The 22,940-nt window shown below is 74.4% G+C and carries 22 protein-coding genes; 19 read left to right on the plus strand and 3 right to left on the minus strand.

What is annotated here, in order from left to right; genetic code table 11:
- The 9 genes from CG736_RS16930 to CG736_RS16970 form a co-directional block, all read left to right on the plus strand.
- On the plus strand, positions 1–1,099 hold a 1,099-nt coding region (locus CG736_RS16930; RefSeq protein ID WP_100587080.1), incomplete at its 5' end, for a toxin glutamine deamidase domain-containing protein.
- Positions 1,096–2,373: an SUKH-4 family immunity protein gene (locus tag CG736_RS16935; protein WP_100587081.1), complete on the plus strand. Its 1,278-nt coding sequence runs from the start codon at positions 1,096–1,098 to the stop codon at positions 2,371–2,373. The genes CG736_RS16930 and CG736_RS16935, both read left to right, overlap by 4 nt.
- A 49-nt stretch (positions 2,374–2,422) precedes the next feature.
- Positions 2,423–3,376: a Ppx/GppA phosphatase family protein gene (locus tag CG736_RS16940; protein ID WP_100587082.1), complete on the plus strand. Its 954-nt coding sequence runs from the start codon at positions 2,423–2,425 to the stop codon at positions 3,374–3,376.
- Positions 3,377–3,479: 103 nt separating this feature from the next.
- Positions 3,480–6,605, plus strand: coding sequence for a hypothetical protein (locus CG736_RS16945; RefSeq protein ID WP_157815612.1), 3,126 nt, complete (start codon positions 3,480–3,482; stop codon positions 6,603–6,605).
- Positions 6,606–6,804: 199 nt separating this feature from the next.
- Positions 6,805–7,632: a sugar phosphate isomerase/epimerase gene (locus tag CG736_RS16950; RefSeq protein WP_198520545.1), complete on the plus strand. Its 828-nt coding sequence runs from the start codon at positions 6,805–6,807 to the stop codon at positions 7,630–7,632.
- 104 nt (positions 7,633–7,736) lie between these two features.
- Positions 7,737–8,135 (plus strand): VOC family protein, encoded by a 399-nt coding sequence (locus CG736_RS16955; protein WP_100587084.1) that lies wholly within the window; start codon positions 7,737–7,739, stop codon positions 8,133–8,135.
- Positions 8,136–8,150: 15 nt separating this feature from the next.
- Entirely contained in the window at positions 8,151–8,906 is a 756-nt protein-coding gene (locus tag CG736_RS16960; RefSeq protein WP_100587085.1) for a class I SAM-dependent methyltransferase, read from the plus strand.
- Positions 8,907–9,025: 119 nt separating this feature from the next.
- The gene (ilvD, locus tag CG736_RS16965; RefSeq protein WP_100587086.1) at positions 9,026–10,870 is read left to right on the plus strand and encodes a dihydroxy-acid dehydratase; all 1,845 of its coding nucleotides are present in this window, start codon (positions 9,026–9,028) and stop codon (positions 10,868–10,870) included.
- Between the two features lie 64 nt (positions 10,871–10,934).
- Entirely contained in the window at positions 10,935–11,438 is a 504-nt protein-coding gene (locus CG736_RS16970; RefSeq protein WP_100587087.1) for a hypothetical protein, read from the plus strand.
- A gap of 7 nt (positions 11,439–11,445) precedes the next feature.
- On the opposite strand, the gene CG736_RS16975 is transcribed toward CG736_RS16970, so the two are convergent.
- The gene (locus tag CG736_RS16975) at positions 11,446–12,675 is read right to left on the minus strand and encodes a hypothetical protein (protein ID WP_157815613.1); all 1,230 of its coding nucleotides are present in this window, start codon (positions 12,673–12,675) and stop codon (positions 11,446–11,448) included.
- A gap of 51 nt (positions 12,676–12,726) precedes the next feature.
- Positions 12,727–13,173: a hypothetical protein gene (locus CG736_RS16980; RefSeq protein WP_157815614.1), complete on the minus strand. Its 447-nt coding sequence runs from the start codon at positions 13,171–13,173 to the stop codon at positions 12,727–12,729.
- A gap of 120 nt (positions 13,174–13,293) precedes the next feature.
- Here CG736_RS16980 and CG736_RS16985 point away from each other — a divergent pair, with 120 nt between their 5' ends.
- The 10 genes from CG736_RS16985 to CG736_RS17030 all read left to right on the plus strand — a co-directional run bounded on the left by CG736_RS16985 (position 13,294) and on the right by CG736_RS17030 (position 21,732).
- Entirely contained in the window at positions 13,294–13,926 is a 633-nt protein-coding gene (locus tag CG736_RS16985) for a DUF6461 domain-containing protein (protein ID WP_100587090.1), read from the plus strand.
- Between the two features lie 85 nt (positions 13,927–14,011).
- Positions 14,012–14,839 (plus strand): pyrroline-5-carboxylate reductase, encoded by an 828-nt coding sequence (proC, locus tag CG736_RS16990; RefSeq protein WP_100587091.1) that lies wholly within the window; start codon positions 14,012–14,014, stop codon positions 14,837–14,839.
- An 11-nt stretch (positions 14,840–14,850) separates the two neighbouring features.
- Positions 14,851–15,501 carry an HAD family phosphatase gene (locus CG736_RS16995; protein WP_100587092.1) on the plus strand — a complete coding sequence of 217 codons (651 nt, stop codon included), beginning with the start codon at positions 14,851–14,853 and terminating at the stop codon, positions 15,499–15,501.
- Between the two features lie 96 nt (positions 15,502–15,597).
- Complete coding sequence (locus CG736_RS17000; protein WP_100587322.1) at positions 15,598–16,839, plus strand: MFS transporter; 1,242 nt, start codon at positions 15,598–15,600, stop codon at positions 16,837–16,839.
- A 39-nt stretch (positions 16,840–16,878) separates the two neighbouring features.
- The gene (locus CG736_RS17005; protein WP_100587093.1) at positions 16,879–18,063 is read left to right on the plus strand and encodes an acetoin utilization protein AcuC; all 1,185 of its coding nucleotides are present in this window, start codon (positions 16,879–16,881) and stop codon (positions 18,061–18,063) included.
- The gene (locus tag CG736_RS17010; RefSeq protein ID WP_100587094.1) at positions 18,060–18,923 is read left to right on the plus strand and encodes a phosphatase; all 864 of its coding nucleotides are present in this window, start codon (positions 18,060–18,062) and stop codon (positions 18,921–18,923) included. The genes CG736_RS17005 and CG736_RS17010 overlap by 4 nt, the downstream gene beginning before the upstream one ends.
- A 117-nt stretch (positions 18,924–19,040) precedes the next feature.
- Positions 19,041–19,244: a helix-turn-helix domain-containing protein gene (locus CG736_RS17015; protein WP_035863710.1), complete on the plus strand. Its 204-nt coding sequence runs from the start codon at positions 19,041–19,043 to the stop codon at positions 19,242–19,244.
- A gap of 123 nt (positions 19,245–19,367) precedes the next feature.
- Positions 19,368–19,466: a 30S ribosomal protein bS22 gene (locus CG736_RS17020; RefSeq protein ID WP_003948845.1), complete on the plus strand. Its 99-nt coding sequence runs from the start codon at positions 19,368–19,370 to the stop codon at positions 19,464–19,466.
- Between the two features lie 209 nt (positions 19,467–19,675).
- Positions 19,676–20,731 carry an NAD-dependent epimerase/dehydratase family protein gene (locus tag CG736_RS17025; RefSeq protein ID WP_100587095.1) on the plus strand — a complete coding sequence of 352 codons (1,056 nt, stop codon included), beginning with the start codon at positions 19,676–19,678 and terminating at the stop codon, positions 20,729–20,731.
- Positions 20,728–21,732 (plus strand): lysophospholipid acyltransferase family protein, encoded by a 1,005-nt coding sequence (locus tag CG736_RS17030; protein ID WP_100587096.1) that lies wholly within the window; start codon positions 20,728–20,730, stop codon positions 21,730–21,732. The genes CG736_RS17025 and CG736_RS17030 overlap by 4 nt, the downstream gene beginning before the upstream one ends.
- Before the next feature lie 50 nt (positions 21,733–21,782).
- Here CG736_RS17030 and CG736_RS17035 read toward each other — a convergent pair whose 3' ends face one another.
- Positions 21,783–22,940: a DUF5667 domain-containing protein gene (locus CG736_RS17035; RefSeq protein WP_157815615.1), complete on the minus strand. Its 1,158-nt coding sequence runs from the start codon at positions 22,938–22,940 to the stop codon at positions 21,783–21,785.

A 22,940-nucleotide genomic window follows, 5' to 3' on the forward strand; every position in this document is an offset into this window, starting at 1 on the left:
GGGCGCCCCGGGTGCTCCCGGCGCGGCGGCCGGTGCGACCCCCGGCGCGCCCGGTACGGGCGGGCAGGCCGGTTCGGCGGCCGCCGTGGTCGGTGTCGGCCAGCACGCGGCGGACAACCGTCCGGTGGCGGCCCGGCCGGTGACCGGTCCGGTTCCGCCCGCGGGCGGCGGCGGCATCGGCCAGCAGGCCCCCGGCGGCCCGGTCCGGCACGACCCGCTGCCGGACGGCCGGCGGCACGGCGCGGTCGACGAGTCCGGCGCGCCGCTGCACCAGGCGTCCGCGGCGTGGCTGGTGATCACCGGCGGCGGCCCGGGCGGCGCGGTGCGGCCCGGCTCCGCCGAGCAGACGGTGCGCACGCTCGCCGACAGCCGCCCGTACGGGCTGCCCGGCGGGCTCGGCCCGGTCGATCCCGCGCACCAGGCCGAGGTGGTGCGCCGCACTCCCGGGCCGTACCCGGACCCGATGGTCGGCGAGTGGATCGAGGTCCTCAACGGCGGCGGCCCGGCCGAGAGCGGCCGCGCCAACAACTGCGTGGACGTGGCCCTGTCGGCCGTCGACACGCTCGGCGGCGCGCCCACCTGCGCCGCGCCCCGGCTGCCCGACGGCCCGGCCGGCGAGCGCGGCGGCCGCGACCGCGCCGAGCTGGAACTCGGCACCCGGTTCCTCGACCTGGGCGACGGCGACGACGCGCACGGCAAGCTCGGGCAGGCGCTGCTCGCGCACGGCACCGGTACCCGCGCGGTGCTGCTGACCGTCGACGGCTTCGGCCGCTCGCACACCTGGAACGCCGTCAACCACAAGGGCGTGCTCAGCTACCTCGACCACCAGACCGGCTACGCCGCGCCGACCCCGCTCTACCCGGCCGACCACGGCCTGTGGGCGATCGCGGTGGACGCCGCCGACCGGCCGATCGACCTGTCCGCGTCGCTGCCGGTCACCGTCGCCGTCCCGTCCGGGGCGCCCGTCGCGGTGGCCGAGCCGGTGCCGGCCATGGTCGGCGGGCCCGCCGAGGAACCGGCCGCGGACGTCCCGCCCGCGGCGGCGCCGCCGCGCTCCCGTCTCACCATCCACCGCACCACCGGGAGCACCAGCCGATGATCACCCGTGAACAGGCCCTCGCCACTGCCCATCGCTGGGTCAACGGCGACCTCCCGCAGGAGGGTTCACGGCCTGTCAGGTGCCACGAGTTCGACCTCGGCTGGGTGCTCTGGCCGGAGCCCGCGCCGATCCTCACCGACCCGCTCACCGGCGCGCGCCGCGCGCCCGAGGAGATCGGCACGGCCTGCGCCGTGGTCGACCGGGTCAGCGGCGAACTCACCGTCTTCCCGTCCGTCCCGGTGCCCGAGGTGGAGCGGCTCTACCGCGACCGCCTCGGCGCCGGCAGCCACAACCCGGCGCTGCCGCCCGTCACCGGCCCCGGCACCCGGGCCGCGCTGAGCTACCGGGACGACAAGGGCGTCACCCGGTCGCTGGCCGTGCACTCCGCGCACGGCCACCCGCACCCGGCGCTGCGCGCCTGGCAGCAGCTGTCCGCGCAGGGCGTCGCCCTCGACGACCTGGTCGCGCTCCGCACCGACCTGCGGCTGTCGATGCTCCCCGGCGGCTACTGGGAGCACGTCATCGCGGCCCGGCTGCCCGGCGTCCGGATCGAGTTCGAGCAGCCGTACGGGCCGCGCCACGACCACCGGGCGGCCGCCGTCCGGGCGCTGGTCGCCCGTACCGGCCGGACCTACAACCGGGTGCCGTTCCCGCTCGCCGTGCCGCCCGCCCAGCCCGAGGACGAGAACGGCCTCGGGCAGCGGCTGGCCGCCCTGTTCGGCGAGGACGGCACGCACCGCTTCGAGCAGGTCGAGGTGCTCGCCGCCGACCTGCCCGAGCCCGCCGCCCGCGCCCTGCAGCGCACCGGCCTGCCGCGGGTCGTGCCCGGCTTCTTCGCCCTGCACCTGCCGGAGAGCGACGGCATCGCCGAGCAGGCCGGGCCGGTCCTGCCGGACCTCGCCGAGCACCTAGGCGCGCTCGGCCGCGGCCGGCGGGCCACCGCCGCGGCCCGCGCCGCGCTGCTCGGGCAGCGGCTGCTCGGCACCGACGGCTGGGCGCTGTTCACCGTCGACACCGCGCAGGGCCGGATCCGCGCCGTCGACCCCGACACCTGCGAGGCCCGCTACTGCAACACCGACCTGACGGCCTTCACCCGCTGCCTGGCGCTGCTCGCCGAGCGCTACCCGCGCCTGCGCGACCTGCCGCCCGAGCAGGCCGGCCCCGCCGTCGCGGAGTTCCAGTGGGCGCTGGCCGCCCTCGACCGGACGGCGCTGCGCGACCCGGAGAACTGGTGGGCGGTCATCGTCGAACAGCTCTGGGACGGTCTGCTGTGACCCCGCCGCTACCCCTGGCGGTCACCGGTTTGGGCTAGGTTGGACGGTCATGCGACTCGGTGTGCTCGACGTAGGCTCCAACACCGTCCACTTCCTCGTGGTGGACGCCCACCCCGGCGCGGCCCCCCTGCCCGCCTACTCGCACAAGGCGGACCTGCGGCTCGCCGAGCTGCTGGACGCGGACGGGGCGATCGGCGAGATCGGCGTCGAACGGCTGGTCTCCATGGTCGCCTCCTCGCTGCGGGTCGCCGAGGACAAGGGCGTCGTCGACCTGCTGCCGTTCGCCACCTCCGCCGTCCGGGAGGCCGCCAACGGCGAGGAGGTGCTGCGCCGGGTCGAGGACGAGACCGGCGTCGCCCTCACCGTGCTGTCCGGCCAGGACGAGGCCCGGCTGACCTTCCTCGCCGTCCGCCGCTGGTTCGGCTGGTCCTCCGGCCGGCTGCTCAACCTCGACATCGGCGGCGGCTCCCTGGAGATCGCCTGCGGCCTGGACGAGCAGCCCGACGTCGCCACCTCCCTGCCGCTCGGCGCCGGCCGCCTCACCTCCCGCCTCCCGGGCGACGTCGCCGACCCCGGCGACATCCGCGAGTTGCGGCGGTACATCCGCGCCGAGATCGCCGGCACGGTCGGCGACATCGCCCGCCTCGGCGCGCCCGACCACTCGGTGGCCACCTCCAAGACCTTCAAGCAGCTCGCCCGGATGACCGGCGCCGCCCCCGAGGGCGCGGGCGTCCGCGTCCCCCGCAAGCTCACCCGGGCCGGCCTCTCCGCCTGGCTGCCGCGGCTCGCCGCGATGACGCCCGCCGAACGCGCCCGGATCCCCGGCGTCTCGCTCGGCCGCGCCCGCCAGCTGCTGGCCGGCGCGCTGGTCGCGGACGCCGCGATGGACCTGTTCGGTCTGGAGGAGCTGGACATCTGCCCGTGGGCGCTGCGCGAGGGCATCATCCTGCGCCGCCTCGACACCATGGACGGCCAGGACAGCCGGGTCGCGATCGAGGCCTGACCGGCAGTCAGGCCTCAACTCTGCTCTTCCGCTGGGAAATTCGTGTGCGAGCGCTTATGATCCCGGTGATTTCAGGGGGAGAGCACCACACCGGGGGGCCGCGATGCCAGTGCCGTTTGCCGACCGCAGAAGAGCGACGTGGCTGCTGGCCGCGGTCGGGGGCCTGCTGGTCCTCGCCGTGCTGGTGTCGCTGGCGCTGCTGCTGCCCGGGAAGGACGACCCGAAGCCGGTGGCGTCCGGACCCGCCAACGCGTCCGCCGCCGCCTCGCCGTCCGCCACGCCGACGCCGACCTCCGGCGCCACGCCGAGCCCGTCCGCCTCCGCCACTTCGGGCGCCCCGGAGACCCCCGGCACCGGGGGCACCCCCGACGACCCGGACGGCACGACGGACGACGGGTCCACCGGGTCCACCGGGTCCACCGGGTCCGGCGGCGGGCGCCGCACCGGCGGCGGGAGCGGGCCCGTGCGGGTCGGCGGCCCCGGCACCCCCGCACCGACCCGGACCCAGACCCAGCCCCAGACTCCGACGCCCGGGGGCACGCCGGGCCCCTCGCCGTCCGGCTCCGGTTCGCCGACGCCGTCGCCGAGCCCGAGTCCGTCCACCAGCCCGTCCCCGAGCCCGTCCACCAGCCCGTCGCCCAGCCCGTCGCCCTCGGACGGCTCGTGCCCGGACGCGCTGGCGCCCCAGGTCATGGTGACCTGCAATCTCGCCCCGGGCAGGCCGACCCTGTTCCGGCTGCCGGTGTCGCAGGCGCGGGACATGGTGATCGTCCAGGTGTCCAGCAAGCTGTTCGGCATGGTGCCGCGACTGTTCGGCCCGGACGGCAAGCAGGTGGCCTGCGACGTCTCGCCGGACACCTACAGCTACGGCCCGGCCCGGTGCGTCACGAACGGGGCCGGCACGTACACGCTGCGGCTGTACGACTACGACACGAAGCCCCTGCCGGTCACGCTCTCGTACCTGCCGGTGTTCTCCACCGACAAGTGCGTGGCCCTGAGCGCCGCCGACCGTTCGCTCGGCCGGCCCACCATGTACGACGGCGTGGTGCCGCCCGGCAAGGCGGGCGACTGCTACGCGGGCGACTTCGCCACGGGCGACCTGCTGCGGATGCTCCACTCCAGCCTGTCCGCCGGCGTGTTCGACGCCACCGGCGCCGAGGTCTGCTCCAAGGGCGACTGGTCCGTCCTGGACTGCCGGCTGGCCGGCACCGCCCCCTACCGGGTGGTCGTCCAGTACGGCGGCTACTCGGACCGGACCTACCGCCTGGCGCTGTCGCGGCTGTCGGGGCCGGAGGGCTGCCCGGTGGTCGAGCCGCAGGCGTACGGGGTGGCCCCCGACCTGAAGGACACCACCCGCTGCCGGCTCCTGCGGGTGCCCGCCGACGGCCACTACACGTTCCGCGGGACGGGCGAGATCGGCGACACCGGCGGCCACCTCTACCGTCCCGACGGCACCGAGCTCTGCCCGGACGGGGAGTGCGACCTCAAGGCCGGCGACTACACCTACACGGTGGCGCCGAGCATCTACGAGATCCCGTACGCGATGGTGCTCCGCTCGGCCACCGACACCCGCGGCTGCACCGTCGGCCGGGACGACCAGATGGCCTCCGGCGCGCCCGTCGAGACCTTCGACTCGGCCGGCCAGGACCGCTGCCGGACCTTGCCGACCGCGTCCGGCGACTCCGTCTTCCTGCGGAACGGGACGGCCAAGGGCGAGACGGTGCGCTACCGCGTGCTGGACGCCGCCGGCGCCGTGCAGTGCCAGGGCAACACCGTGTACGCCACCTACGACGTGTGCCGGCTGACCGGCGCCGCCCCGTTCCGGCTGGTGCTGACCGCCACCGGCGCGTTCAACTACCGGGTGATGATCCAGCGGGTCGGCGAGACCGCCGGCTGCGTCCCGTGGGCCGGCTCCGAGTACGGCACCGGCAGCGGCACCCGCACCGGCCTGTCCGGGACGCGGGCCGACGGCACGCTGGAGACCTGCTTCACCGTCCCCGCCGACCACCCGGCCGCCGAACTGCTCAACTACCGCCTGGAAGGGCCGCAGTTCGAGTCCGTGCTGCACCTGGTCGACCCGTCCGGCACGGAGTTCTGCCAGATCGTCGCCGGCCGGACCGACGTCTGCCGCCCGCCCGCCGGCCGGCCCTACACCGCGCTGCTGACCTACGGCCGCGGCCTGGGCGGCTACACGCTGGTCCGCCGGGACGCCACCCCGTCCGCGGCCTGCGACCTGCCCGCCTCGTCGGGCAAGGTCGGCGGCCCGGGCGCCGGCGTCGCCTTCGACACCTCCGTCGACGTGCACTGCACCACCTTCGACGCGGCCACCGCGGACCTGCTGAAGGTCGGCGTCCGCGCCAACACCGACCGGACGTCCGCCGAGGTGACGGTGGTGGACGCCGAGGGCCGGACGGTGTGCCGGGACTGGAGCACCGAATGCCGGGTCACCGGCTCGACCCGCTACGTCGCGCTGGTGGCCGCCCGCAACCCGGGCGACTGGACCCCGTTCCCGGGCACGCTGGACGTCTGGCGGCTGGCCACCGCCGCCGGCTGGGCGCCGGAGTGCGCCGCCCACCCGGTCTCCGCCGACGGCTTCGACCAGCGCAGCGGGGTGCTCACCGACGCCGCGCCGCTGTACTGCGCGGTGCTGGAGATGCGGCCCGGGCAGCGGGTGGACGTCGCCGCGGCCAACGACGACTTCCTCGCCCGGCACGGGCTGACCGTGGCCGGCCGGGAGAACTGGGCCGACGCGGACACCGCCTACACGTGCACGCGGGACGACCCGAACACCGGGATCTCCACCGTCTGCACGTACAACGGCACGACCACCGGGCACGCGGTGCTGCTGTTCACCCCGGGCCGGGCCCACCTGCCGCTCGCGTTCACGCTGCAGGGCGCCCGGCCGGGCACCGGCGCCGAACGCTCCGGCGTCCCGCAGTGGATCGGCCCGGCCGTGGCGACGGTCGGCGGCTACGTCGAGATGACCGTCCGCGGCACGGGCCTCAGCCTCGACAGCCAGATCGACCTGCTCCCCGACAACAACCGGTACGACAACCCGCCGGTGCGCCCGCTGTGGGTGAGCGCGGACGGCACCGAGCTGCACGTCCGGGTCAATCTCGGGTCCGCCTACGTCGGCGGCTACGACCTGCTGGTCAGGGGCGCCGCCTACAAGAAGGGCGTCCCGTCGCCCGGCTACCTGCCCAAGGCGTTCGAGGTGGTCAAGGGCTAGCCGCCGGGACCGCGTGCCGCATCGCACACCGGTCGGGATCCCGACGGGGCCGCGCCGTGCGCTTAACCTGGTTCGCGTGGTGGATTCAGCGGACCAGCGAAAGCCGAGGCGCGGCCCCTTGCCGTTGAAGGCGGCGCGGGCGGCCCGCGCGGCGCGGCGGAAGCTGGAGCGGCCGCCGCTGCTGCGCACCACGGACCGGCTGGTGCTGCCGCCGCACCCGGCGCTGCACGTGCCGGACACCAAGGTGGCGCTGTCGACGGCGTCGGTGTACCCGTCGACCACCGAGACGGCGTTCGAACTGGCCTCGCGGCTCGGGTACGACGGCGTCGAGGTGATGGTCTGGAACGACCCGGTGAGCCAGGACGTGGAGGCGCTGCGGCGGCTCTCCGACACCTACGAGGTGCCGATCCTCGCGGTGCACGCCCCGTGCCTGCTGATCACCCAGCGGGTCTGGAGCACCGACCCGTGGACCAAGCTGGTGCGGGCCCGGAAGGCGGCCGAGCGGCTCGGCGCGGACACCGTGGTGGTGCACCCGCCGTTCCGCTGGCAGCGGCAGTACGCCAAGGACTTCGTGGCGGGCATCGACCGGATGGCGGGGGAGACGCCGATCCGGTTCGCGGTGGAGAACATGTACCCGTGGCGCTACCGGGACCGCGAGGTGCTGGCCTACGCCCCCGGCTGGGACGTCACCGAGGAGGAGTACCGGCACTTCACCGTCGACCTGTCGCACGCCGCGACCTCGCGGGTGGACGCGCTGGGGCTGGTGGACCGGATGGGGGAGCGGCTGGCGCACGTGCACCTGGCGGACGGCTCCGGGTCCGGCAAGGACGAGCACCTGATCCCGGGGCGCGGCAAGCAGCCGTGCGCGGAGCTGCTGGAGCGCCTGGCCCGGACCGGGTTCGACGGGCACGTGGTGCTGGAGGTCAACACCCGCAAGTCCGGCACCCCGGCCGACCGGGAGGCCGACCTCGCGGAGGCGCTGGCCTTCACCCGTCTGCACCTGGCGGCGGTCCGGCCCGCGTCCTGACGCCGCGTCAGTTCGTGAACCGGCGGACATGCCGCCGGGCCCGCGCCTAGAGTCGGCCCCATGATCAAACACCGAATGATCACCCGGCGAGCGGCGGGCCCGGCATGATCGGCGCCGACACCCACGTCCGACTGGCCCGGCCCTCCCGCGACCTGGCGGCGGCCGAACGCTTCTACGTCGAGGGCCTCGGCCTGTCCGTGCTGTGGCGCACCACCGAGCGGGTGTCCGGCGAGCACGACCTGCTGATGGTCGGATTCCCGGGCGGCGCCTGGCACTTCGAGCTCGCCGTGGACCCGGAGCGCCCGGTCGAGCCGGCCCCCACCGTCGAGGACCTGTTCGTGCTGTACCTGGGCGAGCCGGTGGACGAGGCGCTGGTCGAGCGCCTGGTCGCGGCGGGCGGCCGCCGGGTGCCCGCGCACAACCCGTACTGGGACGAGTTCGGGGTGACGGTGCTGGACCCGGACGGCTACGGCCTGGTGCTGTGCTCCCGCACCTGGGGATGACGAGAGGACGAACCGATGAGTGACCTGCAGGCCCACGCGAGTTCCTTCGGCGCGGTCGCCGCCGAGTACAACGCGGCCCGCCCGTCCTACCCGGACGCGCTGTTCGACGAGCTGGAGCGGCTGTCCGGCCGCCCGCTGAACGGCGCGGACGTGCTGGACGTCGGCGCCGGCACCGGCATCGCCACCCGGCTGCTGGCCGGCCGCGGCGCCCGGGTGGTGGCGGTCGAACCCAGCGACGGGATGGCCGCGGTGTTCCGCGAGGTCAGCCCCGAACTGCCGGTGGTCAGGGCGGGCGGCGACGAACTGCCGTTCCACGACGCCTCGGTGGACTTCGTCACCTACGCGCAGGCGTTCCACTGGACCGACCCGGAGCGGTCGGTCCCCGAGGCCCTGCGGGTGCTGCGCCCGGGCGGGGCGCTCGCCCTGTGGTGGAACGTCAAGGACTACGAGACCCCGTGGCTGGCCGCCCACCAGGAGCGGATGGCCGCCACCCTGCCCGGCTACCACTACTACGGCGGAGTGATCGCCGGGCCCGAGAAGTTGACCGAGGCGGGCCTGGAGGTGCGGGAGGCCTCGGTGCGCTGGGAGCGGCGGGTGACGGTCGATCAGGTGATCACCGACCTGACCTCCCGTTCGTACGTGGCGGTGCTGGACCCGGAGCGGCGCGCCCCGGTCCTGGCCGCCGAACGGGAGGCGCTGCTCGCCGAGTTCCCGGACGGGCAGCTGGTCGAGCCGTACCGGCTGGACCTGTACGTCGCCCCGAAGCCGTAGCCCGGGGCCTCGGCCCCGGCAGCCGCCCGCGCTGACCGCATCGCGGACACCTGGTCCGGATCGGGGCGGCGCGGGCGTAGGCTCGACGGACCCAGAAAAGTCCCGAAGGAGCGGCTCCGATGCCCCAGCTGAGGTCCAACACGGTCACCCAAGGTCGCAACATGGCGGGCGCGCGCGCCCTTCTGCGCGCCGCGGGCGTAGCCCGCGAGGACTTCGGCAAGCCGATCATCGCGGTCGCCAACTCCTTCACCGAGTTCGTCCCCGGCCACACCCACCTGCAGCCGGTCGGCCGGATCGTCTCCGAGGCGATCAAGCAGGCGGGCGGCATCCCGCGCGAGTTCAACACCATCGCGGTCGACGACGGCATCGCCATGGGCCACGACGGCATGCTGTACTCGCTGCCCTCGCGCGACCTGATCGCCGACTCGGTCGAGTACATGGTCAACGCGCACTGCGCGGACGCGCTGATCTGCATCTCCAACTGCGACAAGATCACCCCGGGCATGCTGATGGCCGCCCTGCGCCTCAACATCCCCACCGTGTTCGTCTCCGGCGGCCCGATGGAGGCCGGCCAGGCCACCCTGGTCGACGGCACCGTCCGCAAGCTGGACCTGGTGGACGCGATCTCCCAGGCGGTGAACGAGCAGGTCTCCGACGCGGACATCTCGATCATCGAGGAGAACGCCTGCCCGACCTGCGGCTCCTGCTCCGGCATGTTCACCGCCAACTCGATGAACTGCCTGACCGAGGCGATCGGCCTGTCGCTGCCCGGCAACGGCTCGGTGCTGGCCACCCACACCTCCCGCCGCGCCCTGTACGAGCAGGCCGGCCGCACGGTCGTGGACATCACCAACCGCTACTACGGCGGCGACGACGCCACCGTCCTGCCGCGCAACATCGCCACCCGCGCCGCGTTCGAGAACGCCATGGCGCTGGACATCGCGATGGGCGGCTCCACCAACACGATCCTGCACCTGCTGGCCGCCGCGCAGGAGGCGAAGGTCGACTTCGACATGCGGGCCATCGACGCGATCTCGCGCAAGGTGCCGTGCCTGTCCAAGGTCGCCCCGAACGGCAAGTACTACATGGAGGACGTGCACCGGGCCGGCGGCATCCCCGCCATCCTCGGCGAGCTGTACCGCGGCGGGCTGCTCAACGAGGAGGTGCACACCGTGCACTCCGACTCGCTCGCCGAGTGGCTCAAGACCTGGGACGTGCGCGGCGGTTCGCCCTCCGCGCAGGCCGTCGAACTGTGGCACGCCGCCCCGGGCTGCGTCCGCTCCGCCGAGGCGTTCAGTCAGTCCGAGCGCTGGGACACCCTGGACACCGACGCGGCCGGCGGCTGCATCCGCAGCGTCGAGCACGCCTACTCGGTCGAGGGCGGCCTGGCCGTGCTGTACGGCAACATCGCCGAGGACGGCTGCGTGGTGAAGACCGCCGGCGTGGACGAGTCGATCTGGCGCTTCCGCGGCAAGGCCGTGGTCTGCGAGTCCCAGGACGAGGCGGTGGAGAAGATCCTCGCCAAGCAGATCGCCGAGGGCGACGTGGTGGTCATCCGCTACGAGGGCCCCAAGGGCGGCCCGGGCATGCAGGAGATGCTCTACCCGACGTCCTTCCTGAAGGGCCGCGGCCTGGGCAAGGCCTGCGCGCTGATCACCGACGGCCGGTTCTCCGGCGGCACCTCCGGCCTGTCCATCGGCCACGTCTCCCCGGAGGCGGCGTCCGGCGGCGCCATCGCCCTGGTCGAGGACGGCGACCCGATCACCATCGACATCCCGGCCCGCACCATCAACCTCGACGTCTCCTTCGAGGAGCTGCACGAGCGCCGGCTCAAGCTGGAGTCGGGCAGCGGCTACCGCCCGAAGACCCGCGACCGGCAGGTCTCGGCCGCCCTCAAGGCGTACGCGGCGATGGCCACCTCCGCCGACAAGGGCGCCGTCCGGGACGTCAGCAAGCTCGGCTGACACCCCCCGCCCGCCCCAGCGTGCCGCCCGGGGCGGGCAGCCCGGCGTGGTGATAATCGGACGCGTGAGGACGACCACCACCGCCGACGGCGCGCCCGCCCCCGAGCCGATCCGCTTCTTCGGCACCACCTGGGTCGACCGCGACGCCGCCTACTGGCTGCGCCGCGTCCTGGTGTCGCTCGGCGCCCTGGCGGCCACCGCCGCCGCGGCGCTGCTGCTGCGCCTGGGCGTCTCCGGCGTCCGGCTCTCCGCCGCCGCCCCGCTCACCGTGCTGCTGTCCCTCGCCATCGGCATCTGCACCGCCCTGGCGGGCCTGCGAAACTGGAAGATCCTCACCGAGGGCCGGGACTCGCTCACCGGCTGGATGGCCGAGGACAAGGCCCTGGCCGGCGTCTGGCTGGTCGGCTCCGTCGGCGCCCTCGCCGTCTACTTCCTGCGCAGCCTGGTCGAGGCCCCCGGCGAGGGCCTCCGGCGCGCCGTCCACGACCAGCGGACCGCCACCTGGCAGCGCCGCCGGGCCGCCCGGGCGGAACGCGACGCCCGCAAGGCGGCCCGGCGGCGGGCCTGAACGGCCGTCAGGTGCGGCTGGCCGTCCCGCACCTGGTGTCGGTGCTCATCGGACGGCCCCAGTCGTACGGGTCGCTGGTCGGGCCGCCCCCGGGCGAGGCGCTGACGCCCTCGTCGGACCGGTCGGCGCGGAACGACGGCCGCAGGTAGCCGCCGTTGTAGCCGCAGAGCGTGTTGGACCACTCGCTGTTCATGCCGGCGACCCAGACCTTGTCCTTCTTCACCTGGAAGCGCGCCGGGTCGGCGAAGCGGACGTCGACCTTGCGGCGGACGATCTCCCGCTGCACCTCGACCGTCACCGGGTCGGCCTGGATCCAGGCCACCGACTTCGCGCCGGCCGTGCCGGTCGGCTGCCCCCCGCCGTTCGGCACGGGCTTCGCCGACGGCGAGGCCTTGCCGACCTGCGGGCCCGGCTTCAGCGCGTACACGAAGGTGACGTCGGCGTGCACCAGCAGGCCCTGCTCGCCGTCGCCCTCGAAGCTGATCAGGCCCTGCACCTTCACCTGGTCGGTCACCGGCACCGCCCACGCCGGGTCGAAGCGGCTCACCCAGTCCGCCGGGTCGTGCTCCTCGCTCGGGTGGGCGAAGTCCGCCGCCATGCTGTCGGCGGTCTCCCGGCCCAGCAGGTCGATCGCGGCCTGCGGGTACCCGCCCGCCATCACCTTCGGGTCCAGGTTGGTCGCGACCAGGAACGCCTTCGCCAGCTCCAGGTCCTTGGCCACCCGCTCCTGGTCGAACACCCCGACCGCGGCGGCCGGCGGCAGCGCCAGCCCGTCCGCACCGGCCGGCCACGCCTCGGCGGGCGAACCCGCCCACGGCCGCTCCGGCGTCGGCGTCTCCGGGGCCACCTGCGGCGCCCTGCTGCTCGGCACGGCGGTCGCCGGACCCACCGACGGAAGCTCCGAGGACGACGCCTGCGGCTTACCCTTCGGGCTCCCCTCCGCGACCATCACCGCGATCAGCGCCACCGGCACCAGCAGCGCCAGCAGCGCGTTGCGCACCGGATGCGGCTTCCTGATCTTCGGCGCCTCGGCGGCGGCCTCCGTGGGCGGCCGCCAAGGCCCGTTCTCCGGCGGCGGGTCGTCCTTCCAACGCGCCGTCAACATCCGGGCCCGGCCGGATGCTTCGGTGTTCTTCGCCCCCCGGACGAACTCCTCGTCCAGTACCAACCCCTCGAAGGGGTCCCCCTCGTGTCCGGGCTCGCCGCTCTCCGGCCCCGGCCCCTCTTTTCTCGGCACGGCCGGAAGTATGCCGACCACCGCCGACACGCCCGACACCGGGGGGCGGAGCTACGCGTCCTTGCGGGCCGCCTTCACCGAACCGACCACACCCGCCACGCCCAGCAGCAGACCCGCGGGCAGCAGCGACGTGAACAGCGCCCCGAACAGGCCCCAGTCGCCCAGCAGCCACAGGTTCAGGGTGCTCGCCAGCCACAGCGCCGCCGACGCCGGAACCGCCGACTGCCACGGGTGCTCCGCCGCCCAGCGCCGAAGCCGCCGGTCCCCGCCCTTGCGCAGCCGGCCGCCGACCGTGCCCACCAGGAAGAAGAAGAACAGCCCGAGGCCCACCGGCCCCGCCAGGATGTCCATCGACCAGTGCCCGGTCACCACGTCCACCGCGAGCGCGGCCCCGCCGACCACCGCACCCACCGCCGTCGCCGTCCGCCACGGCCCGAGCGTCGCCGCGGCGACAGCGACCTGACGGTTCTCACGTCCTGACAACTCTCCGTGTCCCATGCCTCCACGGTGCTCCTCGGCCGCCCGGGAATCCAGCACCGGGACCCCTGAAATTCCCCCTACGGGGCGGGACCGCCACACCGCGACGCCGGTGTCGGAGGCCTGCGGCAGACTGCTCGGATGACTCCGACTGCGCACGACTACGCCTGGCTCGCCGACTCCCGCTGGTTCGCCTGCTGCCTCCAGGACGGTTACTCCCTCACCCTGGTGCGCGGCCGCACCCCGCAGCAGGTGCTGGAGTCGATCGGCGCCGTCCCGCAGGGCTTCGGCGACGGCGCCGACGACCTGTTCGACTGCCAGGAGGAACTGCGCGAGTGGGTCGACGACCACCAGGACTCCTCGTTCGCCGTCGGCGCCGTCGCCGTCCCCGGCGCCGACGGCGACTGGACGCTGCTGCTCGCCCTCGACGGCGGCGGCGCAATGCCCCGCCACCTGGCGGGCCTGTCCCGCGGCGGCGCCACCGTCACCCACGACAGCAACGGCGGCAAGCCGATGCACATGTTCCACCACTACCTGGACGGCGAGCTGCGCACCTCCTTCGAACACCCGGCCTCGTCGTACGGCAGCGACCCGCGCGCCCTGGACGCGCTGCTGGACGAGGTCGGCCACCGGGACACCGCCGACACCCTTGAGCGGAAGGCCGTGATCTTCGCGCTCTCCGAACGGCTCACCGGCGTCCGGATCACCGAAGAGACGGTCCGCGACGCCGAGTTCGTGCTCGGCGTGGTGCCCGACGAGGACGACACCGACTGACCGCCCGCAGGGTGGACGCCTGCGCCGCGGCGGCGGCGTTCCGGGGCAAGATGGCGGGCAGGAACCGCAGCGCACGGAGGGCCCCATGAGCAACAGCACCACCGCCGGCCAGAAGATCGCCTTCCTGGGCACCGGAAAGATCGGCGAAGCCCTGCTCTCCGGCCTGCTGCGGGCCGGCGCCGACCCGGCCGACGTCATGGTCACCGCCCGCCGCCCCGAGCGGGCCACCGAGCTCGCCGACCGCTACGGCGTCGCCACCGCGACCAACGCCGAGGCCGCCAAGCTCGCCGACACCCTGATCCTCGCCGTCAAGCCGCAGGACATGGGCGCCCTGCTCGACGAACTCGCCGAGCACGTCGCCGCCGACAAGCTGATCGTCTCCGCCGCCGCCGGCATCCCCACCGCCTGGTTCGAGGACCGGCTCGCCCCCGGCACCCCCGTGGTCCGCGTCATGCCCAACACCCCCGTCCTGGTCGACGAGGGCATGAGCGTCATCTCCGGCGGCTCGCACGCCACCGAGGCCCACCTGGAGCGCACCGAGGCGATCTTCCGCTCGGTCGGCAAGGCGCTGCGCGTCCCCGAGAGCCAGCAGGACGCCGCCACCGCGCTGTCCGGCTCCGGGCCCGCCTACTTCTACTTCCTGGTCGAGGCGATGATCGACGCCGGGATCCTGCTCGGCCTGCCCCGCCAGGTCGCCCACGAGCTGATCGTGCAGTCCGCGATCGGCGCCTCGGTGATGCTCCGCGACTCCGGCGAGCACCCCGTCAAGCTGCGCGAGGCCGTCACCTCCCCGGCCGGCACCACCATCGCGGCCATCCGCGAGCTGGAGAACCACGGCGTCCGGGCCGCCCTGCTCGGCGCCCTCGAAGCCGCCCGGGACCGCTCCCGGGAACTGGCCACCGGCGGAAAGTAGTCTGGAGCAACGTGAGTTACGACCTGCTGATTCTCGACAACGACGGCGTCCTGGTGGACAGCGAGCCGATAGCCAACCGGGTGCTCGCCGAGTACCTCACCGAGCTCGGCTTCCCCACCACCGTCGAGGACTCCTACCGCGACTTCATGGGCACCGCCGCGCACTACGTCCACGACGTGATCGCCGAACGGCACGGGGCCACCCTCCCCGAGGGCTTCGACGACCTGTTCCACGACCGGGTGTTCGCCGCGTTCGAGGGCGAACTCCGGCCCGTGCCCGGCGCCGAGAAGTTCCTGACCCACCTCCGGGAGCACGGCGTCCGCTACTGCGTCGCCTCCTCCGCCCACCACTCCTGGATCCGCACCGCGCACCGGCTCACCGGCCTGTCCCGCCACTTCACCGACGACCTGCTGTTCTCCGCCCAGGACGTCGGCATCGGCAAGCCCGCCCCCGACCTGTTCCTGCACGCCGCCCGCACCATGGGCGCCGACCCGGCCCGCTGCCTGGTCCTGGAGGACAGCGCCAACGGCGTCCTCGCCGCCCGCGCCGCCGGAATGGACGTGTACGGGTACACCGCGCTCACCGACCCGGAGAGGCTCGACGCCGCCGGAGCCACCGGCCTCTACGCCGATCTGGAGCGGGCGGTCGACCTCCTGAACTGATCGCGTCCGACCCCTCCCGCCGACGCCGCCCACCCCCTACGCTCTGGCCAACATCCTTCGTACCGGCCGGTAGCGTCGGTGGTGAGCGAGGTCCCGATGCAGGACACGGCCACGGCCGAACCCACCCCGAGACTCCGGCAGGCCCGCGCCGCGCTGACCCTCTCGTTCCTCCTCCAGGGCACTGCCTTCGCCCTGCTGGTCACCTGCATACCCGAGATCCAGAAGCGCTACGGACTCAGCGACTCCCTGCTGCCGGTCTTCCTGGCCGCCGTCCCGATCCTGGCCGGCGTCGGCTCCATCGGCTCCGAGACGCTGGTCAAGCGCACCACCGCCCGCGGCGTCCTGCGCGTCGTCCAGCCCACCCTCTGCCTCACCCTCGGACTCACCGGCCTCGGCGACCAGCTCTGGCAACTCGCCATCGCCCTCGGCCTGTTCGGCCTCCTGGTCGGCGCCCTCGACGCCTCCATGAACATGCTCGGCGTCGGCCTCCAGCACCGCTACGGCCGCAGCATCATGATCGGCTTCCACGCCGCGTTCAGCCTCGGCGGCATCGCCGGCGCCGCCCTCGCCGGCCTCGCCGCCCACTACGACGCCGGCCTGCCCACCCTCTTCGGCGGCGCCGCGATCGTCCTCGCCCCCGCCGCGCTGCTGGTCGGTCGCCGCTTCGCCGGCCCCGCCGAGCTCGGCGACGCCGTCCGGGAAGCCGCCGAACTCGCCGCCCGCCGCATCCCCTGGCGCCCGCTGCTGCCGCTGTGCGCCGCGATGGCCTTCGCCTACATCGCCGACGCCTCGGTCTCCAACTACAGCGTCAAGTACCTCACCGACGGCCTCGGCAGCCGCGAGGACCTAGCCAAGCTCTCCTACCTCGGCTACATGGTCGCGATGCTGCTCGGCCGCGCCGTCGGCGACCGCGCCGTCCAGCGCTTCGGCGCGATCCCGGTCGTCCGCACCGGCGCGAGCCTGGCCGGCGCCGGCTTCCTGCTCGCCGCCACCGCCCCCGGCGCCTGGGCCGGCATCCTCGGCTTCACCGTCCTCGGCTTCGGCATCTGCGCGATCATCCCCCAGGTCTTCGCCGCCGGCGGCCGCCTCCTCCCGCACGCGAGCGACGCCGCCGTCGCCCGCCTCAACCTCTTCAACTACGTCGGCTTCCTGATCGGCTCCCCCCTCGTCGGCACCCTCGCCGAACTCTCCGACTACCGCTGGGCCTTCGGCGCCCCCATGCTCATGATCCTGGCGATCATCCCGCTGGCCCCCCACTTCGAGGGCGCGAAGCCGGGGGCGCGGGAGACTGCGCGAAGCGGACGGCAGCCAGTGGCAGGACCGCGTCGCACACCATGACCTGCGCCCGGGTGCGCCGCTGCCGGATACCGTGTGCCCATGGCAGAAACTTGCGGACTGCACCTCTACTGGGACGAAGCCGAAACCGGCTACGACTTCGGACCGGGCCACCCCATGGACCCGACCCGTCTCGCCCTGACGATGCGTCTGATCGAGTCCCTCGGCCTCGCCGAGCAGCCCTCCGTGACCGTCCGCTCCGCCCCCGCCGCCGGCGACTCCACGCTCCGCCTGGTGCACACCGCCGACTACCTGGCGGCCGTGAAGCGCGCCGCCGCCGACCCGTCCGGCACCGACCCCGTGCACGGCCTGGGCACCGACGACAACTGGTCGTTCCCGGGCCTGCACACCGCCTCCGCGCTGATCGCCGGCCAGTCGGTGGCCGCCGCCGAGGCGGTGTGGCGCGGGCAGACCCCGCACGCCGTCAACTTCGCCGGCGGGCTGCACCACGCGATGCCCGGCCAGGCGTCCGGGTTCTGCATCTACAACGACCCGGCCCTCGCCATCGCCCGCCTGCTGGAGCTGGGCGCGGAACGGGTCGCCTACATCGACGTGGACGTCCACCACGGCGACGGCGTCCAGCAGGCGTTCTGGAACGACCCCCGGGTGCTCACCGTCTCCGTGCACGAGAGCCCCAGCACCCTGTTCCCGCAGACCGGTTGGGCCACCGAGACCGGTGGCCCGGACGCCGAGGGCTCCGCCGCGAACCTGGCGCTGCCCGCCGGCACCGGCGACGCCGGCTGGCTGCGGGCCTTCCACGCCCTCGTCCCCGAACTGCTGGCCGCGTTCCGCCCGCAGGTGATAGTCAGTCAGCACGGCGCGGACACCCACATCGAGGACCCGCTCGCCCACCTCGCCGTCACCGTCGACGCCCAGCGCCTGATCGCCGAGTCGGTGCACCGCCTCGCCCACCAGTACGCCGACGGCCGCTGGGTGGCCACCGGCGGCGGCGGGTACGCGGTGGTCGACGTGGTGCCCCGCGCCTGGACGCACCTGGTGGCCACCGCCGCCGGCCACCCCGTCGACCCGGCCACCGAGACCCCCGAGGAGTGGCGCGCCGAGGTCTACCGGCTGACCCGCCGCCCCGCCCCGCTGCGGATGACCGACGGCGCCGACCCCGACTGGGCGGACTTCCACGACGGCGGCTACGACCCCGCCGACCGGCTCGACCAGGCGATCCTGGCCACCCGCCGCGCCGTCCTCCCGCACCACGGACTGCTCCCGTGACCGCGACCGCGTCCGCGCTCGCGACCGCCCGCGAGGACCTCCGCGCCCACCTGCTGAAGCACCGCCTGGCCGGCCCCGACGTGCCCACCCCCCGGCAGAACAACCTGCGGCACTACCGGCTGTTCGCCCAGGGCGACCCCAAGGCGCTGATGGGCCTCGCCCCGGAGCCCCGCCGCGACCAGGACGCGGTGCTGCGGCTGATGGCCGAACGGGTCGGCGTCGACCCCGACCCCCGGTACACCGAGGGCCCCGACACCATCGACCCCGAACTCACCCTCGCCGCGCTGGACCGCCTCGCCGCGCTGCTGCGCCGCACCGCCGACCGCCGCGGCAGCGTGCTGGCCGGCACCGGGCACCCGACCAAACTGGCCGGCTTCCACGGGGCGCTCGTAAGGGCGCTTGAAGCGGCGGGCTGCCCCGTGCACACCCCTGCGCGGGGCGTGCGCTTCCGTGAGCCCACCCCGGAGGGTGACCGCCCCCGTTACCTCGACGTGGTCGACCGGGTGCTGGTGATGCGCGCCCTGGACGGCCCCGAACGCCCCGGCCGGCCCGGCCCGGGCGACCTCGCCCACACCCACTCCGCGCTGCCCGTCCGACTGGCCGTGGCCGCCCTCGCCGACGCCGGGCACCGCCCTCCCGACCTGGTCCTGGGCGACCACGGCTGGCTGTGCGGCGCCGGCCGCCTCGGCATCCCGGCCGGCGGGATCGCCGACTGCAACGACGTCGCCCCGTTCGCCGCCGAGGCGGACGGTCTGGTCCGGGTGGTCGTCCCGCTGGAGGACGGCTCCGCCCCGTCCTGCTACCGCCCGTTGAGCGACTACGTACTGCAACGGGCGGATCTCGCACCGTACAACAGTTGACGGCCACCCCCTTCCCACCCGTACCACCCATAACTACTCTGGGGATACACGTGTGCCGGTGGAGTCACCGGAGGGGAAGCCGGTGCCTTGCACACGGGTAAGGGTCGGGTGAGGGTCATGAGCGAGCGTCCCCTGCAGGATGTGGTCTTCCTGACCGTCGCCGAGGTCGCCTCGGTGATGCGGGTCTCGAAGATGACGGTCTACCGTCTCGTGCACAGCGGCGAACTTCCGGCCATCAGGGTCGGACGCTCGTTCCGGGTGCCCGAGCAGAAGGTGCACGAGTACCTCCAGGAGTCCTACGTGCGGTTGCAGAGCGCGTAGTCTGCAACCGCCACGGGACACCGATTACGGCAAACGCGAGGTGGACGGTAGGCTAGGCCCTCCGTCAGTCGTATGGACTCCCGTTCCTCACGGGCGCGGGTCCGAGTGAGCGAGGAATGTTCCGTGGGCTCTGTCATCAAGAAGCGTCGCAAGCGTATGGCCAAGAAGAAGCACCGCAAGCTTCTGAAGAGGACCCGCGTTCAGCGTCGCAACAAGAAGTAACACCGTTCGGCGTCATCCTCGCTCACGCGGGGGTCGGCCCCGCATACGCGTTCAGCGACGCAGGAAGAACTGACGCCGACGGTGCACCACTGCCCGCCCCCGGATGATTTCCGGTGGCGGGCAGTGGCGTTTCCGCTCCCGCGACCGCGGCGCGGTACGGTGCAGGCCAGGGGGAAGGCAGCACCGGCAGCCAGGGAGGTCGCGGCAACGTGGGCAAGGTCGTGCTCGTCACCGGTGTGGCGCACTGGCTCGGTGCGCGGTTCGCCGGGCAGATCGCCGAACAGCCCGGCGTGGACCGGGTGGTCGGCGTGGACGCCGGCCCGCCGCCGGCCGCACTGCCGTCCGGCGTGGAGTACGCGCAGGTCGACCTGCGCCGGCCGGCGATCGCCCGGGTGATCGCCGAGCACGAGGTCGACACCGTGGTGCACCTGCACGTCACCTCGCTCGGGCACGGCGGCCGGGCGCTGGTGAAGGAGACCAACGTCATCGGCACCATGCAGCTGCTCGGGGCGTGCCAGAAGGCCCCCGGCGTACGCCGCCTGGTGGTCAAGTCCACCACCGCCGTCTACGGCTCCGCGCCGCGCGACCCGGCGGTGTTCGGCGAGCGGATGCAGCCCAAGGCGCTGCCGGCCGGCGGCTTCGCCCGGGACGCCGCCGAGGTGGAGGGCTACGTCCGCGGGTTCGCCCGCCGCCGCCCCGACGTCGCGGTGACCGTGCTGCGGTTCGCCAACATCCTCGGCGCGCACGGCGACACCCCGCTGACCGCGTACTTCCGGCTGCCGCTGCTGCCGACCGCGCTCGGCCACGACCCGCGCCTGCAGTTCGTCCACGAGGACGACGCGCTGGAGGTGCTGCGGCTGGCCGCGCTGGACGCGCCGAGCGGCACCTACAACGTGGCGGGCGACGGCGTGCTGCTGCTCTCCCAGTGCGCCCGCCGGCTCGGCCGGCCCACCGTGCCGCTGCTGCGGCCCGCGCTCGGCGTGGTCGGCCGGCTGGCCCGGCAGCTGACCGCCCCCGCGGACCGCGCGTTCTCCCAGGAACAGCTCCAACTGCTCACCCACGGACGGGTGGTGGACACCGCGCTGCTGCGCGGCACGTTCGGCTACACCCCCCGCTGGAGCACCTCCGAGGCGTTCGCCGACTTCGCCGCGCATGTGAAGCCCGGCCCGCTGCCGCCGGCCCGGCTGACCGCCGTCACCGACCGGCTCACCGACCTGCTCGCCGACCACCGCCCCACCGAACCAGAGGAGTTGAGGCCGCGATGACAGCCGTCCGGGAGCCCGCCGACCCGGCGGCCAAGGTCATCCCGATCGAGTCCGCGCCGAGCTGGTCCGGCCCCGAGCCGCGCCCGGCGCTGGCCGACCGGCTGGCCGACGGCGTCGGCGCGGCGCTCTCCGGCCAGCTCGGCGCGACCGCGACCCGGCTGCTCGGCAAGGGCTGGGAGCAGCGCGCCGCCGGCGGACTCGGCTTCCTGCGCCGCCGGCTGACGGGCGACTACGAGGTCGACGACTTCGGCTTCGACCGGGAGCTGACCGAGGAGGTGTTCCTCGCGATGCTGCGGCCGCTGGCGGAGAAGTACTTCCGGATCGACGTCCGCGGCACCGAGCACATCCCGGCCGACGGCGGCGTGCTGATCGTCGCCAACCACTCCGGCACCGTCCCGCTGGACGCGCTGATGACGCAGGTCGCGGTGCACGACCACGCCGACCGGCACCTGCGGATGCTGGCCGCCGACCTGGTGTTCGTACTGCCGGTGGTCAACGAGCTGGCCCGCAAGGCCGGGCACACGCTGGCCTGCAACGAGGACGCGCAGACGCTGCTGGAGCGCGGCGAGGTGGTCGGGGTCTGGCCGGAGGGCTTCAAGGGCATCGGCAAGCCGTTCGCCGACCGGTACAAGCTCCAGCGGTTCGGCCGCGGCGGCTTCGTGGCGTCCGCGCTGCGGGCCGGGGTGCCGATCGTGCCGTGCTCGATCGTCGGCGCGGAGGAGACCTACCCGATGATCGGCAACTTCAAGACGCTGGCCCGGCTGCTCGGCCTGCCGTACGTGCCGATCACGCCGACCTTCCCGTGGCTGGGCCCGCTCGGGGCGATCCCGCTGCCGACCAAGTGGACCATCCAGTTCGGCGAGCCGATCCCGACGGACAGCTACCCGAAGGACGCCGCCGACGACCCGATGCTGGTGTTCAACCTGACCGACCAGGTGCGGGAGACCATCCAGCACACGCTGTACAAGCTGCTGGTGCAGCGCCGCTCGGTCTTCGGCTGACGGGCCGCCGCTCCGCGCTCCCGGCGCGGAGCGGCGACCCGACGCCCGGCTCAGCCGAGCGTGAGACCGGGCAGCAGCCCCGGGAGGAGCGGCGGCAGGTTCAGGCCCTGGCTGCCGTCCGCCGGTGCGGCGGGGGAGGCCGACGGGGCCGGGGCCCCGCCGCCCTGGGCCGGCGGGGCGGCCGGCGAGGGCGTGGCGCCGGTGAGGTTGCCCAGCAGGTCGCCCAGACCGGGCTTGGCGGACGGCGTGGCCGACGGGGTGGCCCGCCCGGCGGACCCGCCGGCCGGGCCCTGCCCGGCGCCGCTGCCGGTGCTCGCGGTGTCGCCGCCGGCCGGCCGGCCCGCCTTGGAGTCGCCGGTGCCGCCGGCGGCCCCGCTGCCGTCGCTGCCCTGGCCGGCGACCTCCACCAGCCGCAGGGGCGCGACGTCCTCGCTTATGTCGCTGAACAGGCGGTCCACCTTGTCGGCCTGGCCGGCCAGGCCGGACGGCAGCCGGGACTGCAGCGCCGACCAGCGCTCGTCCTGCCCGGCGAAGCCGGCGAGTTGGCGCATCGGGGCGAGCGAGCCGTTGGAGCGGTAGACCGCGCGCAGCAGGTCGCGGCCGCGCAGGGCCTCGGCGTGCATGTCGTCGAGGGCGCGGCGGACCTGGTCGACCGTGGCCGGGCTGAGCGTGGTGCCCGGGTCGGTCCGACCGAGCAGGGACTGCGCCTCGTCGAGCCGGGTGGAGGCCTGCTGGAGGAGCAGGGCGCCACGCTCGGAGTCGCTGTCGGCCCAGTCGAGGCGGAGCCCTTCGAGGCCGCGCTTCATGCCGTACAGGGCGTCCCCGGGGAGGGCGCCGGTGGAGGCGGCGGCGGCCCCGGCGAAGGAGCCGACGGCGACGCCCGCGACCAGTCCGCCGATCGCCAGGCGACGGCCCCAGCGGCTCCGCCGGACGCGCCCGCGGCGCTGGACGGGGATGACCGCCGTGGGGGCGCCCTCGGCCCACTGCTGCTCGAACGCGGCCATCAGCCGGGCGCGTTGGACCGTCCGCGTCTCGGCGGCGAGCCCGGGGGCGGGGAGCGCGCCGAGGGCGTCGGCCATGGTGAGCAACTCGGCCATGGCGGCGGAGCCGGCCCGGTGCGCGCCGCTGCTCCGGTGGTCACTCTGGTGGGCCTCCAGCGCCTCGGCGAAGGACTTCGCCCGCCGGTGCTCCAGCATGTTTGCCGTCAC

The sequence above is a fragment of the Kitasatospora sp. CB02891 genome (assembly GCF_002803145.1).
In the GTDB taxonomy this organism is placed as follows: Bacteria; Actinomycetota; Actinomycetes; order Streptomycetales; family Streptomycetaceae; genus Kitasatospora; species Kitasatospora griseola.